Origin of the sequence: Flavobacterium sp. EDS, assembly GCF_020991525.1 — a bacterium.
Classification (GTDB): Bacteria; Bacteroidota; Bacteroidia; order Flavobacteriales; family Flavobacteriaceae; genus Flavobacterium.
In genome coordinates this window covers 108892-127545 of the sequence record NZ_JAJMOZ010000012.1, presented here as the reverse complement: position 1 = coordinate 127545, position 18654 = coordinate 108892, and the positions used below count along the sequence as shown (strand labels likewise).

The following is an 18654-nucleotide window of genomic DNA, read 5'->3' as shown; positions in this document are numbered from 1 at the left end:
GTCGTCGCCTTTCTTTTAAAACCCTGTTTTAATCAACAGGGTTTTTTATTCTTATCTATAAATTATAGAATAAGGTACCTTAGCTCAGATGGTAGAGCAATGGACTGAAAATCCATGTGTCCCTGGTTCGATCCCTGGAGGTACCACATAATGCTCGGATGGTGAAATTGGTAGACACGCTGGACTTAAAATCCAGTGAACAGCAATGTTCGTGCGGGTTCAAGTCCCGCTCTGAGTACTAAAACTCCAATTGGCTATTGCTAATTGGAGTTTTTTTTATTGTCAAAATACTACTAAAAAAGGAATGGATCGAGCGGATCAAACGAAAAACTCGGAGATTAGATAATCTGAATAATAAGAAATCAACTTTTCGCACTCCTCTAAATTGACCTCTAAACGCTTTTACTTTTGCGTTAAAAGATTCCGCTGAAGCATTAGTACTTCTTCAAAAAAGTTTAAGATTGACTGATAATTAACCGTTATGGTATTAAGCAGGATATTAAAGTTTTTAAACCCCGATTCTTCTACATTCCTATATTAATGTGCTAGTTTGGTCATAGCAATGAGTTTGTTGTTATAAACCCCAGGAAGTTGCTGTATTAGTCTATGAGCTGTTTTTATATCAGGATATAGGCTAAATAAGATCTGAGCTCTTTTATTTTGTCTCTCAATCCATTTTTTACTAGATTTATAAAGAACATATCTACTTCTGGCTAACAACTGCTTTACAGAGTCTGTATTAGACAAAAGCTCTGGAATATAGGTTTAGCTCTCTCTTTTCGCTTGTAATATCAATCTATTCTCAGCATCGATACTTTTCCCAAGGATATTTTATTCTAATCTCCTGTAAGGCTTCTAGAGCTAATTTTTGAGTATGAAATCTATCGGTAACCTGTATGGCTTCTGAAAACATCTTTTGGAGATTAATTTCGTGGAATTAACCATCTCAAGTATTATTTCTTGGTCACAGCTTTTTTTTGTAGTCAATTTTGCAGATAAGATGAATAACGAGATCAGCCTTTGTTCCGGCAACAATAGCAGTTAAGCAACTTTTTTACCTCTGGCTTCCTTATTTGTAGGCATAGTAAAAAGCTCTCCCAGAGACAAAGCTACTTCATCAATTGACAAATGAGTACCTATGTTTTCAGGGTAGATAATTCATTACTGTGCTTGTTCGTATGGTGCCCATGTACTGAAAGAACTTAGGTGTCTTTTTTTTGTCTCTGTAGTTTCTTCCCATTGATTCTAGGTAAGCTTTCATTGGTTTGACAATTCATAGGAGTCATCTCAAATTTTTTATTTTACTTTGAAATTCCCTCCTCTCCAGGTTTTGTGCTTGATCTATTTTAATCTGGTTTAACTCTATATCATTTTGTCATAATTATAATCTTAAAATAAGCAATAAGAATATCTGAAACTAATTTAGTTCAATGATATCTAAAAAATATCTTACCTCATGTATATGCATAAAAAAGCCTGCTCGATTGAGCAGGCTTGTGAATCATGGTATTATTTAGATTAATCTTCGGTATCTTGAGTTTCTTCTAAATCTTCTGATTTTCTTCCTATTTTTATTTTAGGATTATCTTTGGTTCCTTTGATTATTAACGGAATTCCCAAAATTCCTAATGGAGGTAAACCTAATCTCATTTTAATATTTAGTTTACCATCTAAACTAGTTGTTCCTTCTATTCTTGGTCTGAAACCTGCAAATTTGAATTTGAATCGTTCTAGAGTAATTATATTGTTTTTGATGCTACTCTTAATATCAACCTTGGTTATTTGAGGATTTCTAATTGCTTCATGACTAGTTGTTTTGCTTACAGCATTGAACATTTTCATCCCATAGAGTTTGATGTCTTTTACAGAAATTACACCTTCACCAACTAATGAAGGGTAAACAGGCTCCATCTTAGCATTAAGTCTTCCTTTTAGCTTGTAATCTAGCGAAACGGTTCCCTGTGCTTTTTCTGCAGCACTAGCCATTTTTCTAAATATCTCAATTTCATTGTAAGCCTTTTTAACGTCAAAATCTGTTGCTTTGATAGTATAGTCGAATAGAGCTTTTTTCATCGTTAGAGCTTGATACGTTGCATCCATGGTTACTTCGCAACCTATCAAATTAAAACCTGTATTTTGCATGGTTAAGACCCCCTTATTCATCTTGAGGTTACCTTTGGCATTATTCAAGGCAAGTTTATTAAAGTTTACTTTCTGTGCATTTGCCTGAAATTGTAAATTAAAATTCTTCGGAATTATAATGACTCCTGTTTGAGTTACTTCTACTTTTGGAGCTTCAGTATTTGTACTAGGGGCTGTAGTAGTTGCATTGCTTGTCTCGGTGGTTGTACTCGACATAAATTCATCAGCATTGATGTACTTTGAATTTATAGCAAATGATCCTTTTAAGACCCCAGTTTTGGTTGTCATGAAATTAAAGACATTTTGTAGATATCCATTCATTTTAAAATCTGATTGACCATAAGTTGACATAAAGTTTTTGAAAAACATTTTGTCTTGGTTTATTTTAAAAAGACCTTCTTTAATAATAAACTTCTTAGGAAGGTATTCAGATACAATTCCGATATTCTTAATTTCTAGTGTTCCTTTATTATTGAGTTTGCTATAGTTTCCTTTTTCAGCATCACTTTGTTTCCCTTTCAAAACTAAATCGGCTTTAATTGAGCCATCTAGATCTAATCCTTTTTGAGAAAAAACTCTATATATTTTGCTTATATCTAATTCTCCTTTAGCTTTAATGTCATAAGTAAGATCGTTAAAATTGCTTAAGTTGGCATTAATAAAAAAGGGTTTTCCTTCAAAGGTTATTTGTGCTGGTGATAATTTGACTTTCAAATCATCAAAAGTTCCTTTTTGATTATTAATCTCAGAAACAATTGTTATGTCTGTAATTGGGTTTGGATAATATTTTGTTTTTAAAAATCCATTTTTCAAGTTAATTGTTCCAGAAGTTACTGGGAAGAGTTTATTTTTTAAATCAAAAACTCCTTTTGCTTTAATATCCCCAATAAGATTTCCTTTTAATTCTATGTCAGGAATTCCAAATGCCTGAGTTAATTTTCCTAAATCTATCTGGCTGTTTAGGTCAATGTCTACTTCAGGAGTATCTACCCCTTTTACATAAAATTTAGATTTTAAATGGTCTTTATTTATGTTTAAGGCTAGGTTTTTTGCATCAACAATTAAAAGGTCTGGATTTAGCGAAGGTAATTTCGTATTTATATCTAGATTTAAATTTGAAACAGGAAAAGAACTTTTATTATAGTTTACATAACCATCATTTATTTTTAAATCAACGTTTAAATCTGGAGCAATGTTCTGTGATGCAATATATTTACCTTTTAAGGTAAGTAATAGATTTGTATTCCCTTTTAAATCAGTTTTTGATAACCAGGTAATGAATTTAGGAGGGAACGCTGTAAAGACATCATGTAATTGACTGTTATCTGATTTTATAATAAAATCAATATTATAACCATCTTTTAAAAAGTCAAATTTCCCTTTAAAATCAACTATTAGTTGATTTATCTTTAAATTGTTTTGTTCGAAAAGGAAAGATAAAGAGTTTACATTTACTTTTGTAATTAAGTCAGCATCTACCTTTTTATTCATTAAATAAGGTTCATTTTCGTATAAGATGTTAAGTTTTTCGATTCTAGCTTTTGAATATAAGTCGAAGATATCTTTACTTAAATCTCCCTTTCCAGAATAATTAAATCCAAAAACATCTAGATGTACCTTGGTTGATTGATCATCATAGACTATCTTGCTATTGATGATTTCAATTTTTTCTAATTTTAAAGAAGTATCATCACTATTATCTTTTGCTTTTTCTGCTTCAGCTTCAGATGATTTATAAACGTTATAATTTGCTTCACCGTTTTTATTAACTTTTACATTGATAAAAGAATTAGATAGATATATTTGGTCTATGCTAACAGTTTCTCCAAAAAGTAAACTACTTATGTTAATACCAAAAGAAACTTCTTTAGCAGTAACAAAGTTTTCTTTTTGAAATGGAGCAGATCCATTTAATTTTAAATCATTTAAAGTTAAAGTTAATGATGGAAAATGATGAAAGAAGGAAATGTTAGCATCTGAATAATTTAGTTCAGCATTAAGTTTTTTGTTTGCTGTTTTCTTTATCTCTTCTTTTATTTTATCCGAAAAAACATAAGGCGTTATAAAAAGTAGCGCTAAAATAACGACTAGCACTATTCCAATATATTTTACTATTCTATATAAAATGGATTTTATATTCCCTTTTGTCATAAGTATAATTATTAGTTGTTTTTATCCGTGTACAGTTTCGCTTTTTCCATAATTAGTAATGATAGAACCTTCGTATTCAATCCATTCTTTCCAACGTTTATCGATGTCTATATTATCGGTATATTTTCGGGCAAATCCTAAAAAAGTAGTATAATGTCCTGCTTCGGAAATCATTAAATCACGATAAAATGTTGCCAATTCCTGGTCTTTTATGTTTTCTGAAAGGACTTTAAAGCGTTCACAACTTCTAGCTTCAATCATGGCCGAAAATAATAGGCGATCACAAAGGGCATCTTTTCTACTACCGTCTTTTTTCATGAATTTAAAAAGTTCATTTACATAATGGTCTTTTCTTTCACGACCAAGTGTCAAACCTCTTTTCTTGATAATGTCATGTACCATTTGTAAATGCTCTAATTCTTCTCTGGCAATAATTAACATTTCTGTTACTAATTCCTCTAATTCTGAATTGTATGTTACTAAACTAATTGCGTTTGAAGCCGCTTTTTGCTCACACCATGCATGGTCGGTAAGAATTTCTTCGATATTCGATTCGACTATGTTTACCCAACGTGGGTCTGTAGCTAATTTTAATCCTAACATGATATTTGATTTATAACCTACAAAATTAGTGTTTTATTCCCGATTTTTGGGTTTAATGATGATATTGCCGCTTAAATAGTATTATTTTGTAGTAGAAATAAAATAGGATATGAGTGAGCTTAAAAAGCTTTTAATAATTGGCTTTGTATGGCCTGAGCCAAATTCATCGGCAGCAGGAGGGAGAATGATGCAGTTAATCTCAATTTTTAAAGAAAAGGGATTTGATATTACATTTGCTAGCCCAGCTTTGGATAGTGATTTTATGATTGATTTGACAGCGTTAGGAATTGAGAAAAAAACGATTGCTTTAAATTGTTCCAGTTTTGATGATTATATAAAAGAACTTAATCCGTCGATTGTTTTGTTTGATCGGTTTATGATTGAAGAACAGTTTGGTTGGCGCGTGTCTGAAAATTGTCCTGATGCATTACGTATTTTGGATACTGAGGATTTGCACTGCTTGCGTCAAGCTCGTCAAAAAGCATTCAAAGAGAATAGAAATTTTGTAGTTAGTGATTTATTTTCAGAAGAAGTTGCTAAGAGAGAAATCGCTAGTATTCTGCGTTGTGATTTGTCTTTAATAATCTCTGAGTTTGAGATGGAATTATTAGAGTCAGTATTTAAAATTGATGCTGCTTTATTGTATTATTTGCCTTTTTTATTGAATTCAATTTCTGAAAATGTATTAAAAGAATTACCCCCTTTTGAAGAAAGAACTGGTTTTGTTTTTATCGGTAATTTTCTGCATGAACCCAATTGGAATACTGTTCAATATCTAAAAGAGTCAATTTGGCCATTGATAAAAAAAGAATTACCAGATGCAGTTTTAAATATTTATGGAGCATATCCTTCACAAAAAGTATTGCAATTACACCAACCCAAATCTGGTTTTTATATTATGGGTCGTGCTGATAATGCTCAAGAAGTAGTACAGAAATCTAGAATAGTATTAGCCCCGATACGTTTTGGTGCGGGATTAAAAGGAAAGTTAGTTGAAGCCATGCAATCCGGAACACCAAGTGTAACCACAACAATAGGTGCGGAAGCAATGAATGGTGATTTACCTTGGAATGGCTTTATTATTGATGATGCTGAAGATTTCGCCAAAGCAGCGGTAGAGTTATATCAAGACAAAAATCTGTGGAACGAAGCTCAGATAAAAGGAATTGAAATAATTAATACTCGCTATTTAAAAGATGATTTTGCGACTGATTTTATGGAAATGATTTTCCATTTGCAATCTAATTTGAAATCCCATCGTGATAACAACTTTATAGGAAGTATGTTGCAGTATCATACCATGAGAAGCACAAAATATATGTCTAAATGGATTGAGGCTAAAAATAAAAATTAGATTTCCATTTTTCCAAAACCTACTGTTTCTCTATAAATTTGAGGCGAAACATCAGCATTGGTTTTAAAAAATCGACTAAAGTAATGCTCGTCTTCATAACCCAATTCGTATGCAATTTCTTTGACTGTTTTGTTGGTCATGTATAATTCTCTTTTGGCTTCGATTATTATTCTTTCAGCAATTAAATCAGTTAGTGTTTTATTGAAATACGTCTTAGATAATTTTGCTAGCGCTTTTGATGAGATATTTAACAATTCGGCATAATTTCCTGCTGAATGTTTGGTTTTAAAATTAAGCTCAATAGCATCTTTCAGATTTTGAAGAATAAAAGGTTCTTTAGAATTAGGAACTGATTTTATTTCTTCTAATTGTTCGTTTTTTAATCGGGAAGCAGTAATTAAAAATATTTTTAAATAGGAAACTAATAATTCATATTGTGCCAATTCAGCATTTTGAATTTCGGTTTTCATTTGTTCTAAAACCATTGTAAAAGTTGCCGTTGCCTGTTCTGTAATAATTGTAAATGGTGGCTGATAAACATTATTAAATAAAATGCCATTACAGGAAACTTCTTTTTGATGCATGTGAATGCAATAAAAATCAGGATGAAAGTGAATTGCGATTCCTTCAATTGGTTCACTTACACAGAGCATAAAAGGCTGATAAGGAGAAAAGGCTAGGAGTGCGTTTTCTTCAAAATTATGCTCGGCAAAATCAGCTTTTACTTTCCCCTTTCCTTTGGTTACCCAAATTAATGAGAAATAATTATTGCGTTGCAGATGGTCAAAATGGCTGTTGTTGTCAAAAGGGAGTAACTTAAAGGCTAAATTACCATTTTGCGGATTAATTAAAGTGAAAACATTCTGACTGCTCATGATTTCTTTTGTTTTGAAAATATAAAGATAGTCATGAAAAGAATTCACAACTATCTTTATAAACTGTTTTACTTGAATTACTTTAAACTTGAAACTGCTGGAAAGTCAATTTCGGTGTTTGCTGTATTATTAAAGTAGTTTGTTAAAATATTTAAGGCTACATGTCCAATTGTTTCTGCGATTTCGGCATCAGTAACTCCTGCATTTTTTACTTTGTTTACATCTTCATCATTTACCAAGCCATTTTTACTGATTAATGTTTTGGCAAATTGTAAAACGGCTTCAGTTTTTGCATCGGTTGAATTTCCTGTTCTTGCAGCTTGCAAAACTGCAGGATCTGCTTTTACCAATTTTTCTCCAATATAGGTATGAGCTGCTAAGCAGTAATCACATGAATTACTTTCTGAAACTGCTAAGGCAATTAGTTCTCCTGTTTTTGCACCTAATTTCCCGTGGCTTAGAGCCCCGCTTAAATTTAGATATCCTTCAAGAACTGCGGGAGAATTTCCCATTGTTCTCATCATGTTCGGAACAACTCCTAATTTTGCTTGCACTGCGTTGAATAAATCTTTAGTTTTTCCTGTTGCTTCTTCTGGGTTTAATGCTGTTAATCGTGTCATCTTATTTGATTTTTTATGTTATTTATTTGTTGTTGTCTTTTGACATTACAAAGGTGCTACGAATACAGATTTTAAAACATGGAGAATTTACGCTATGTAATGGATAATTTTCCCTGAGGTGTTTTTTTAGAAGCTAATCCCGCTATTCGTTACAATCTTTTGCTTTTTAAAGATAAAAGCAAAAGGATTTTCACTTCTATCGGGGCTAGGGCAATTGTTTTCATAAGAATGTTTTTCGTTTATTAGGTCAGGAATGAGAAATAAGAATAAAAAAATCCCCGATTACAAGGTGTAACTGGGGATTTTTTTTCTTTGCAGTTTTCAGCTACAGTCTTCGGCCAGATTGTAAGCTAAAAACTGAGACTGCGATTGTAAACTAAAACTGAATACTATTTTAAAATGCTTTCTACAGCTTGAATTGTTGTTTGGTGATAACCTGATTTTGCCTTGTTGAAGATTTGTTTTGCCCAAACTTTTCCTTCAGGGGTTTTTGCCATTTCTTTATAAAGCATCATTACGGATCCTGTTCTGCTAGTAGAAATTAAAAATTGTTCAATTGCAGGGTAAGCAGCTGTATATTTATAACGGATTGAAGGAACAAACCATTGACGCTTGATAATAAAATTGCCGCCTTTTGTAAAGTTGAACTCAGTATCAAGTGCTTCCATTTCTTTTACAGTAATATCTGTTGGAAGATTATCTATAAAATGTTGTTTTTCTGTAGTTGTCGTGATTTTTTTGCTTAATCCTTTAACGCCAGTTTCTCTCCAGCTTTTTTGAATTTTATCGATAGCATCAAAATCCGGTGAGCTTACTGGAGTAATATTTGATGGAATTCCAGGTTTATAGATCCATTCGTCTAGTTTTATCTTATCAGCCAGTGCTTTGTCTCCTTTAATCAGATTTTCATTTATGTATTTTACAAAATCTTCTGTTGTAATAGATTTAAAAGCATTTGCATCGAAATAGTTTTTAATAAAAACATCGAATTTTTCGCGTCCAACGGCATTCTCGATAACTTTCAAAAAGGCATACCCTTTTACATAAGGTATTAAACTTAATCCATCATCAGGATTTCTTCCAGTTAAACTAACTTTAAGTCTTGTGTCTGGGCTTGTGTCTCCTAGTTCAGCAATATTATCAATTAGTTCTTTACGGATGATAACATTTTGCATTTCAAATTCTTTTTCACCAAAGATTGCTTCACCGATTCTGTGTTCTACATAAGTGGTGAATCCTTCGTTTAACCAAATGTCATCCCATGTTGCATTGGTTACTAAGTTTCCGCTCCAGCTATGACCTAATTCATGTGCTAATAAGCTAGTTAATGAACGATCGCCAGCCAAAACTCCTGGAGTTAGGAATGTTAAGTTAGGATTTTCCATTCCGCCATAAGGGAAACTTGGTGGCAGGACTAATACATCATATCGCCCCCAACGGTATGGGCCATATAGTTTTTCGGCAGCAACTACCATTTTTCCTAATTCAGCAAATTCCCATGCTGCTTTTTTAAGAACAGATGGTTCAGCGTAAACACCTGTTCTTTCATCAATTGATTGAAATTCGATGTCTCCAACTGCAATTGCCATTAAGTATGATGGTATTGCTTTGTCTTGTTTAAAAGTGTAAATACCAGTATCATTTTTCTTTTGAGGGTTAACTGCGCTCATTACAGCCATTAAATCTTTAGGAACTGTAATTTTTGCATTATAAGTAAAACGAACTGATGGAGAGTCTTGACATGGAATCCAAGTACGAGACCAAACACTTTCTCCTTGAGAGAAAAGGAAAGGTTTCTTTTTGTCTGCCGTTTGTTCAGGTTTTAGCCATTGTAATGCTACAGCGTCTTTGGTTGTATTGTAGTAGATATTTACTTTGGTTGTATTTGGTTCAATTGTAATGTGAAGTGGTTTTCCGTGAAATTCGACGTCTTTTCCGAGCTCGAATTTGGTTTCTTTTTCATCATCACCTAGAGTAACTTTAGTAATGTTAAGCGTGTTTTCGTCAAAGATAATTTCGTTGCCTTTACTAACGTTGTCGATTTTCCAAGATGCTTTTCCGGTAATGGATTGTGTTTCAAAATCAACTTTGATATCAAGCTCTAAGTGTTTTACAACGGCTAACTCTGGTTTTGAGAAAGAATGTTCGTCTTTAATAACTGTTGGTTTATTTGTTTCGTCTTTTTTCTGACAGGCCAATGCTATCAAAAAGAGGGTTAGTAGATATATTTTTTTCATTTTTTATAAAAAATTGGTTTAAAATGTAAAATAAATAAAAAAATCCCATTTTGAAAGTTCAAAATGGGATTTTTAATATAAAATAATAACGAATTATGCCAACATAGTAACTGGGCTTTCGATATATTGTTTCAATGTTTGTAAAAATTGAGCACCAGTTGCACCATCAATTGTTCTGTGGTCACAAGCCAATGATAACATCATTGTGTTTCCTACTACAATTTGACCGTTTTTAACCACTGGTTTCTCTACAATAGCACCTACAGAAAGGATGGCAGAGTTTGGTTGGTTTATGATTGAATTAAATTCTGTAATACCAAACATTCCAAGGTTAGATACTGTAAAAGTACTTCCTTCCATTTCTTGTGGTCCAAGTTTTTTGTTTTTAGCTCTTCCAGCAAGATCTCTTACGCTAGCACCAATTTGAGATAAACTCATAGCATCTGTAAATTTCAATACAGGAACTACTAATCCATCTTCAACAGCTACAGCAACACCAATATTTACATGGTGGTTGATGATGATGGCATCTTCTTTCCACTGTGAATTAATTTTTGGGTGCTTTTTCAATGCCAAAGCACAAGCTTTGATTACCATATCGTTAAAAGATACTTTTGTATCTGGAACGCTATTTATTGTAGCTCTAGATGTCATTGCTTCGTCCATGCTTACTTCGATCACTAAGTTATAGTGAGGAGCTGTAAACAATGATTCTGCTAGACGTTTTGCAATAATTTTTCGCATTTGCGAATTTTTGATCTCTTCTGTGAAAACTTCTCCAGCAGGAACAAAAACTTTTGGAGCAGCTACTGTAGCTTCTGGAGCTTTAGCAGTAGTTGCAGCTGGTTGTGCAGGAGTAGCAGTTGCAGGTGTAAAGTTTTCGATATCGCTTTTTACAATACGTCCGTTTTCACCAGTCCCTTTTACTTGTGATAATTGAATTCCTTTATCTGAAGCAATTTTCTTTGCTAATGGTGAAGCAAGAATTCTTTTTCCATCGCTAACGACTTCAACAGTTTCTGCTGTTTCTTGAGTAGGAGCTGCTTTAGTTTCTTCTGTTGTTGCTTTTGCAGGAGCGCCACCAACAGTATAGTTTTCTGCAATGCCAGAAATATCTGTTCCAGCAGGTCCGATGATAGCTAATAAACTATCAACAGGAGCTGTGTTTCCTTCTTGAATTCCAATGTATAATAATGTTCCTTCGTTGAAAGACTCAAATTCCATTGTTGCTTTGTCTGTTTCGATTTCAGCAAGAATATCACCTTCAGCCACAGCATCACCAACTTTTTTAAGCCAAGTTGCTACTGTACCTTCAGTCATAGTATCACTTAATCGAGGCATAGTTACTACAACAACACCTTTTGGTAATTCAGTTGCAGCTTTTGCAGGAGCAACTGCTTCTGTTTTAGCCTCTGTAGTTACAGCTTCAGCTTTTGGAGCTTCGGCAGCAGGAGCACCTCCTCCAGCGATTAATGCCGTAACATCTTCACCTTCGTTTCCTATAATTGCTAATAATGAATCAACTGGAGCGGTTTCTCCAGCTGGGATTCCTATATATAAAAGAGTTCCTTCATTGAAAGACTCAAATTCCATTGTTGCTTTGTCGGTTTCAATTTCAGCAAGGATATCTCCTTCGCTAACTTTGTCTCCTACTTTTTTAAGCCAAGTTGCTACCGTTCCTTCCGTCATAGTATCGCTCAAACGAGGCATTGTTACTTTTATCGCCATGATTTATAGTTTATGAGGTGTAAATGGATAGTTTTCTTGTGCATATACCACATCGTAAAGTTGTTGTAAATCAGGATATGGAGATTCTTCAGCAAATTTCACACATTCTTCTACCAAGTCTTTTACTCTTTGGTCTATTTCTTCGATTTCTTCTTCAGTAGCAAATTTTTGATCTTTTATTACGTCAAGTACTTGAGTAATTGGGTCAATTTTTTTGTATTCTTCTACTTCTTCTTTAGAACGATATAATTGTGCATCAGACATTGAGTGTCCTCTGTAACGGTATGTTTTCATTTCTAAGAATGTTGGACCATCACCACGACGCGCTCTTTCAACTGCTTCGTACATTGCTTCTGCAACTTTCACTGGGTTCATTCCGTCAACTGGTCCACAAGGCATTTCGTAACCTAAACCAAGTTTCCATATATCTGTATGGTTTGCAGTTCTTTCAACAGAAGTTCCCATTGCATATCCATTGTTTTCAACAATAAATACTACTGGAAGTTTCCATAACATAGCCATGTTAAAAGCTTCATGTAAAGAACCTTGTCTTGCTGCACCATCACCAAAATAAGTCATGGTTACACCACCTGTTTCAAAATATTTATCTGCAAAAGCTAAACCAGCTCCTACAGGAATTTGTCCACCTACAATTCCGTGACCTCCGTAAAAACGGTGTTCTTTTGAGAAAATGTGCATAGATCCACCCATTCCTTTAGATGTTCCTGTTGCTTTTCCTAAAAGTTCAGCCATTACACGTTTTGGGTCAACACCCATACCAATTGGTTGTACGTGATTTCTGTAAGCAGTTATCATTTTATCTTTTGTCAAATCCATGACATGCAATGCACCAGCAAGTACTGCTTCTTGACCATTGTATAGGTGAAGAAATCCTCTTACTTTCTGTTGGATGTACAATGCTGCTAGTTTGTCTTCAAACTTTCTCCAAAGTAGCATGTCTTCATACCACTTTAAATATACCTCTTTTGTAACTTCTTTCATCTGAATTCTTTCTTTTGCTAAAGTGTTTCTGTTATCAATTGTTGCCTATAGCGCAAAATAGTTTCCTCCCACAAATTTGCGCCCGAATGGGTCGGGATGCAAAAATAAGACATTCCTACTTAGAACTAAAATTTAAAAGCTAATATTTGGCTTTTTTTACAAGAACTTTTTATCAAACATAAAAGGAAGTAAGTTTTTTAGTGATGCCGATTGATAAATTGCACCTATTTCGCCCATGAAATAAATTTCTATAGGGGTGTCTTGTTTTATTTCATATTCTGCAATTGATTGTCTGCAGGATCCGCAAGGAGGAATAGGGGCTATTGTCTGATTGGTATCTGAAGCAGCTGAAATTGCAATTTTTAAAATTTTAGCTTCTGGATAAATAGCTCCTGCATGAAAAATAGCTACTCGTTCAGCACAAAGACCTGAAGGATAAGCCGCGTTTTCTTGATTTGAACCTAAAACAATTTTACCATTATCTAAAAGTAAGGCTGCACCAACTCTAAATCTAGAATATGGAGCATAGGCTTTTTTGCGAATAGCGATTGCTTCGTTCATTAAGTCTTGAATGTCTTTTGAAAGTTCTTCGATAGATTCAAAAACTGAAAATTGTGTTGTAATAGATATTTCTTTCATTATATATTTAGGAAAAAAAATCCAAATTTCAATAAGCTGAAATTTGGATTGTTATAATTGTTTTTTATTATTCGCGATTAATATACTTCGTATTTGTCCCCAAAGTTAAACGTTAGAGAGAAACGAAGTGTGTTTTCTAATGGATTTTTTACGTTTGAAGTAGAAAATAGGTATGAAACATCTACTTTAACAACGTTGTATTTGAAACCTGCTCCTAAAGAAAAGAATTTTCTAGCTCCTTTTTCTGGGCTTTCATGAAAATAACCTGCGCGAAATGCAAATGAATCCTGATACATGTATTCTGCACCAATGCTATAGGTGATTTCTTTTAATTCTTCACTAAAACCGCCTGGTGCGTCTCCAAATGATTTAAATATTCCTGATGCCCATCCTATGGATCGATAATCTTCTCTATTTTGATTTCTTTCATCTGGAGTAATTGTGCCATCACCATTTAAATCTGGGTTTTGTGGTGTTGGAACTAATAACTTGCTAAACTCTACACCTAATCCGATTTTATTGTAATCATCTAAGATAAAGTCAAATCCTCCACCTACTTTTAAGTTAGCTGGTAAGAAATTAGCATTGATTTCGTCGTTGTCGTATTTAATTTTTGGTCCGATGTTCTGGATGTTGAAACCACCTCTCCATCTACCGTTAAAATCGCTATAAGCAATTTCTTCAGATTGATAGAAACCAGCAACGTCTACTGCAAATGAGCTTGCAGGTGATGCGTCTATGTTTTCTGATGCGATTTTTAGATTGGAACGAATGTATCTTCCGGCTACTGCCATTGAGAATTTTTCGCTCAGTTTTAAGCTGTAAGATCCATCAAGAGCAAATTCATTTGGAGAAACGATTCTTTCTTGTTCTAATGGGTTATCTGTTTCTCGTAATGCAATATCGCCAAAACCGAAATAACGGAAACTCGCAGCAAATGCATTACGGTCATTTATTTTGTTGAAATAGGTGATTTGTCCTAAGGAGACATCATTTACTAAATCGGTAAGATACGGAGTGTAGCTAACAGAAAATCCTTGTTTGTCTTCTGAGAAGGCATATTTTGCGGGATTCCATTGTTGAGAAAAAGCATCTACAGAAGTGGCGACTCCTTGGTCGGCCATACCAGCTGCTCTAGCGTCGGCAGCTACTAATAAAAAAGGTACTGCGGTTGTGATTGTTCTTTCTTGTGCTTTTGCTAAAACACCTATAAAAAGACAGGTTAAAATGAGGGTAGTTTTTTTCATCTAGGTTTTTAATAGTAAACAAATATAATATTTAATTAAAGTATGACAAGTTTTTCGAATTTTTCTGCTTTTTTATTTGTTGTGTTCGATTTGACTGTTAGTTTATAGATGTAAACTCCTTTACCAATTCGATCTCCAAAATCGTCTCTTCCGTTCCAAGTTATATCTCTAGACAAAAAGCCTTCGGTGGTAATAATTTGGTTTTTTGTCCAAACAATTTTTCCAGTAATTGTCATTACTTGTACCTGAACTTCTAAAGGTTCGTATGGTTTGTTGTGTGAAAACCAAAACTCAGTATAGGTTGTGAACGGATTCGGATAATTTAAAACATGCGTTAATGTAATTGTGTCATCTCCTGATACTACAAACTGAATTTCGGCAGTTACTGGGTTGTTGTAAACATCCCATGCTGTTACCGAAACGGTGTGTAATCCTGGTGCTAAATTACGGAATGGAAAACGTAATGTTCCATGTGTGTAATCATCTAATTTCGTTTGGTAGTAATCGTTTAATATATAAGGATTACTGACGTCTCCATCTAAAATTGCAACTATATCATGTCCGATTCCACTTGCAGTATTTATCCCATTTTCATCTTCAAGATTCGCAAGTAAAAAAGGAGATTCATTTGTAACCCCTCCCGATACAAATGTTTCATCATTCATATATAACTGCACTTTTGGACTATTATTGTCCTTGGGTGCATTTTCATTTATTCCTCCTATTTTTATTGTGGTATCATAGCCAGTTTGATTCTCAAGAAGCTGTTGTTTTTTTGAATAAAAGCTGATTTTTCCATTACCTAACGGAATTCGGATGTCTCTAGGTACTACGAAGCTAAATTCGAATAAACCATTGGTGATTGAGGCGCTTCCTCTAAAGATAGTTTCTCCTAGGGTGTTGAATTGCATTGGTGGGCTAAATCCGTTGTTGTTAAGAGTTGAAGCTTTGATTATTTTATCAAATATAGCAGTTGTTAGTTCTCCGTTGTAATTTGTTAATAAATTATTGTTTTCATCTGTTATTTCGCCTGATAATTTGATTTTTGAAAGGGATTTAAAATCATCAATTGGTTGAGAAATAATGACATCGTTTACTTTTGTTAGTTTTATTTTAGGTTTAGGAATTGCAAGCATTAAGGCTGGATCGCCAATATATACAATGACATTGCTGGATGAACTTGGATTGCTATTTTTAGATATACGTAATGATTCTGAAATGGTGGTGTATTGATTTGATCCGTATGATAATAAGTTTTTAGATAAGATGTCATTAAAGTTTTCAGCGCTAAATTGTCCAATTGATCTTGTGGTAGTAAGCATAGCAATGGCTCCACCTTTTGGATTCCAATAGGTGTATTCTCCTGCGGTTGGTCTCGTAGGGTCGTCAAATCTGGAGAATTCGCAGGTGATTGTTATAAATAAAGGATATTTGTATTGATTGTTTAGATTTTGTCCATCTGATTTCCCCCAAATTCGCTCGCCTGCTAATCCATCTTCACCACCATGTCCTAGGTAGTTGAAAACAAGAGCTCCTTTTTCGAATGCATTAAATAAGTCGGTTCTTGCTTTAGGATATCTTGCTCCTCCAGATGAGGCTTCTTCGACATAAGAGTCTAAAAGTATTTTATCTACATTAAAAAAAGGTTTTTCGGTAGTGATAATATCTGCTAATTTATTTTGGCGACTTTGTAGTGTGGCATCCGAAGCTTTGTCGGAGTCATCTGCGACTAATACAAAATTGTTTTTCCAGTTCCCAAATGATTTTATATCGTGGTATTCAAGTACTTTGTTTACCATTTCGCTTGCTTGTCTGGAGTCATTAATAAGCATTCTTCCTACTGCGATATCTATTCCTCCAAAGAAAGAAGTTGTGTTTCCTTCGTTGTTATCCATTAATCCGTAAAAATCATCAGATGCAAATGAGGCTTCTCCAGAAGTATTGCTTTTTAGTGAAAGATATATAGGTACAATATTTCCGTTATTGTTGATTCTGTCTTTGTAGTCATAAGAAGCATCACCAAAAAGGTTAACATATTTAATTCTTTTTTCGGCAGAAGAGGCATTGTCATAAATGTATTTAATGCAATTTCGTATGGCGGCTATATCTTGTTTTCCTGATGAGAATTCTTGATAGATCGATTCTGTTGTGATTACTTTTACATTTAAATTAGAATGAGATCTATGAAAAGCGGCTAGTTTTTCGGCTTGATTGGATAAAAAGGAAGGGGTGATAATTGCGTAATCAATGTCTTGAAAAGCATTTTGGTTATTCTTTAATAATGTTCCCTTTAAGTTTTGATTTGGAATTTTAGTCTTGTTTTCTTTAAGCGGAATGTAGTAATCTGAAGGGTCTAAGGTTGTATATTTTCTTACTTCACCTAGTTGTGCTTTAAAGTTGATTGTACTTTGGTTCTGGTTTTGAATAGTTGTTACATTATATATGTCTGTAACATCCCAGATTTGAGTAATTCCAGTTGTGTTTGTTAAGTTGTAACTTGCAATTCCTAGGCTTGAATCGGCGAGATCATATTGAAAAAGAAACTGTTTTCCATAACCTTGTAATTTTCTTTTTGCAACTAGGCTAATTCTATCTAAGTATCCTTTTGAACCTGGGATTCCGCCGTTGTTGTAGCTGAGTTTTATTTTTATGTTTTCGGCTCCAGAAAATGTTTTGTTTGAATGTATAGAATCGGTGTAGAATTTAATTTCAGAATTTGTATTTAGTGGACTAAAATTAGTGTTTTCTATTTCTTGTTGGTTTGCCGAAATTTTAAAAGAGGTGTTTGTAAAGGAAGCAGATGCTGTTTTAACTTGTATTTTGACAGGGGTTGAAGTATCAATATTTGGAAAGTTAAAATCAAATTCTTGTTCGTTGTTAATATCAAATGCTTCACCGTACCATTCACGTCCTAAATGTGCAATATTTACAAGGTCTTTTTCGTGGTGTTTGTGGTCATCAAATGTTGAGATGTTTATTGTGCTACTTCCTGATGGGGATTGCATTTGTGAGATTCTTTTTCCGTCTCCTCCTTGAGTAGTGATATAATAGTATGATTTATTGTCGTATAAATTATTAGAAGTTCTGCTTTCGTTGTTCCAGGTATCTACGCCTTCTGCATAAAATAAAATATAGTCATCATTATCAAAGCTTCCGTCGTTTTCGCCTATAATTTGAATTGCATTTTCAGTTAGATCGTTTGGATAATAGGTTGCGTTAGATAAAGGAAGCATTCTTCCGCCGTTGCCATATATTTTTATTTTTTTAGGATTAGTTTTAGTTAAGTCTGAACTTATGCTTTGTAAGAAGCTTTTGGATATTTTGTATACACCTGATTTTTCAATGTAAAATCGATACCAATCGCCAGTTGCTAATATTGAATTAGAGATGGCTGTATTTCTTCGAGTAAACGATGTTCTTGAAGAAGTGTTATTCTGAGAATTAGTTATTATATTATAGGTAAAGGATTTTACTCTTTTGTATCCGTTTCCATCATTGATTATTGGAGATAACGTAAGTAAAGCTTGATTAATTCCTCTTGCAGAAGAAATGATTATTGATTCATTGGTTTTTTTGGGTATGTTTTTTTGGGTTAAATCACCAAGTTGGTTTTCTGAAATTGTTTCGTAGATTATATTTGATAATTGAACGGTGCTGTTTTCAGAATAATTAGATTGTGTAAGGTTTAAAGTATATAAAATTGTCTTCGTATCGGAGTTTAAATGATAGCTATTGCCCGAAAACAAAGGGGCATTTACTTTAAATTCACCAAAATACATGTCTTTTTTGTCAAGCCAGTCTAAAATAACATCATCTTTTGTTTGGGCAAAAGAGTTGATATATAGTAAGATAAAAAAAGTAAGTAGTGTTTTTTTCATTGTCTATTTTAACGAAAATATTATTGTTATATTATGGTAAGTAAAAATATAGTATTTAGTGTAATAGTAAATAATAAAAAGTATATTTTTGCGTTCGAATAATGTGGGATGATTTGGCAAGAATCAGATACATGAAATATTTATAATTGTTTTTATAATTGATGTTGCAAATTAATTT

Annotated in this window: 12 protein-coding genes and 2 tRNA genes; 3 read left to right on the top strand and 11 right to left on the bottom strand. The window is 33.4% G+C overall.

Annotation, left to right across the window (positions count from 1 at the left end):
• The first annotated feature begins 73 nt into the window (after positions 1 to 73).
• Positions 74 to 146 (top strand) — tRNA-Phe (locus tag LPB87_RS16445).
• Positions 147 to 152: 6 nt separating this feature from the next.
• Positions 153 to 238: transfer RNA gene (locus LPB87_RS16440), tRNA-Leu, on the top strand.
• A gap of 299 nt (positions 239 to 537) precedes the next feature.
• Here LPB87_RS16440 and LPB87_RS20765 read toward each other — a convergent pair.
• The 3 genes from LPB87_RS20765 to LPB87_RS16425 all read right to left on the bottom strand — a co-directional run bounded on the left by LPB87_RS20765 (position 538) and on the right by LPB87_RS16425 (position 4896).
• Positions 538 to 720, bottom strand: a complete 183-nt coding sequence (locus LPB87_RS20765) for a transposase (RefSeq protein WP_255673265.1) — start codon at positions 718 to 720, stop codon at positions 538 to 540.
• A 798-nt stretch (positions 721 to 1518) separates the two neighbouring features.
• Entirely contained in the window at positions 1519 to 4293 is a 2775-nt protein-coding gene (locus LPB87_RS16430; RefSeq protein WP_230728590.1) for an AsmA-like C-terminal region-containing protein, read from the bottom strand.
• Positions 4294 to 4314: 21 nt separating this feature from the next.
• Complete coding sequence (locus LPB87_RS16425) at positions 4315 to 4896, bottom strand: tRNA-(ms[2]io[6]A)-hydroxylase (RefSeq protein WP_039111801.1); 582 nt, start codon at positions 4894 to 4896, stop codon at positions 4315 to 4317.
• Positions 4897 to 5005: 109 nt separating this feature from the next.
• Here LPB87_RS16425 and LPB87_RS16420 point away from each other — a divergent pair, with 109 nt between their 5' ends.
• On the top strand, positions 5006 to 6250 hold the full coding sequence (locus LPB87_RS16420; protein ID WP_230728589.1) for a glycosyltransferase: 1245 nt from the start codon (positions 5006 to 5008) through the stop codon (positions 6248 to 6250).
• Here the strand turns inward: LPB87_RS16420 and LPB87_RS16415 are convergent.
• From LPB87_RS16415 to porU, 8 genes are all read right to left on the bottom strand, one after another.
• The gene (locus LPB87_RS16415) at positions 6247 to 7125 is read right to left on the bottom strand and encodes a helix-turn-helix domain-containing protein (RefSeq protein WP_230728588.1); all 879 of its coding nucleotides are present in this window, start codon (positions 7123 to 7125) and stop codon (positions 6247 to 6249) included. The two genes, LPB87_RS16420 and LPB87_RS16415, sit on opposite strands and share 4 nt — an antisense overlap.
• A gap of 77 nt (positions 7126 to 7202) precedes the next feature.
• Positions 7203 to 7745: a carboxymuconolactone decarboxylase family protein gene (locus tag LPB87_RS16410; RefSeq protein ID WP_230728587.1), complete on the bottom strand. Its 543-nt coding sequence runs from the start codon at positions 7743 to 7745 to the stop codon at positions 7203 to 7205.
• Between the two features lie 389 nt (positions 7746 to 8134).
• Positions 8135 to 9982 carry a hydrolase/aminopeptidase gene (locus tag LPB87_RS16405; protein WP_230728586.1) on the bottom strand — a complete coding sequence of 616 codons (1848 nt, stop codon included), beginning with the start codon at positions 9980 to 9982 and terminating at the stop codon, positions 8135 to 8137.
• A gap of 93 nt (positions 9983 to 10075) precedes the next feature.
• Positions 10076 to 11710 (bottom strand): pyruvate dehydrogenase complex dihydrolipoamide acetyltransferase, encoded by a 1635-nt coding sequence (locus tag LPB87_RS16400; protein WP_129540739.1) that lies wholly within the window; start codon positions 11708 to 11710, stop codon positions 10076 to 10078.
• A gap of 3 nt (positions 11711 to 11713) precedes the next feature.
• A complete protein-coding gene (pdhA, locus tag LPB87_RS16395; RefSeq protein ID WP_129540740.1) occupies positions 11714 to 12712 on the bottom strand; it encodes a pyruvate dehydrogenase (acetyl-transferring) E1 component subunit alpha in 999 nt (332 codons plus the stop codon).
• 156 nt (positions 12713 to 12868) lie between these two features.
• Positions 12869 to 13351, bottom strand: a complete 483-nt coding sequence (gene cdd, locus LPB87_RS16390; protein WP_129540741.1) for a cytidine deaminase — start codon at positions 13349 to 13351, stop codon at positions 12869 to 12871.
• 77 nt (positions 13352 to 13428) lie between these two features.
• Positions 13429 to 14598, bottom strand: a complete 1170-nt coding sequence (gene porV, locus LPB87_RS16385; protein WP_129540742.1) for a type IX secretion system outer membrane channel protein PorV — start codon at positions 14596 to 14598, stop codon at positions 13429 to 13431.
• A 35-nt stretch (positions 14599 to 14633) separates the two neighbouring features.
• Positions 14634 to 18476, bottom strand: a complete 3843-nt coding sequence (porU, locus tag LPB87_RS16380; RefSeq protein WP_230728585.1) for a type IX secretion system sortase PorU — start codon at positions 18474 to 18476, stop codon at positions 14634 to 14636.
• Between the last annotated feature and the right edge of the window lie 178 nt (positions 18477 to 18654).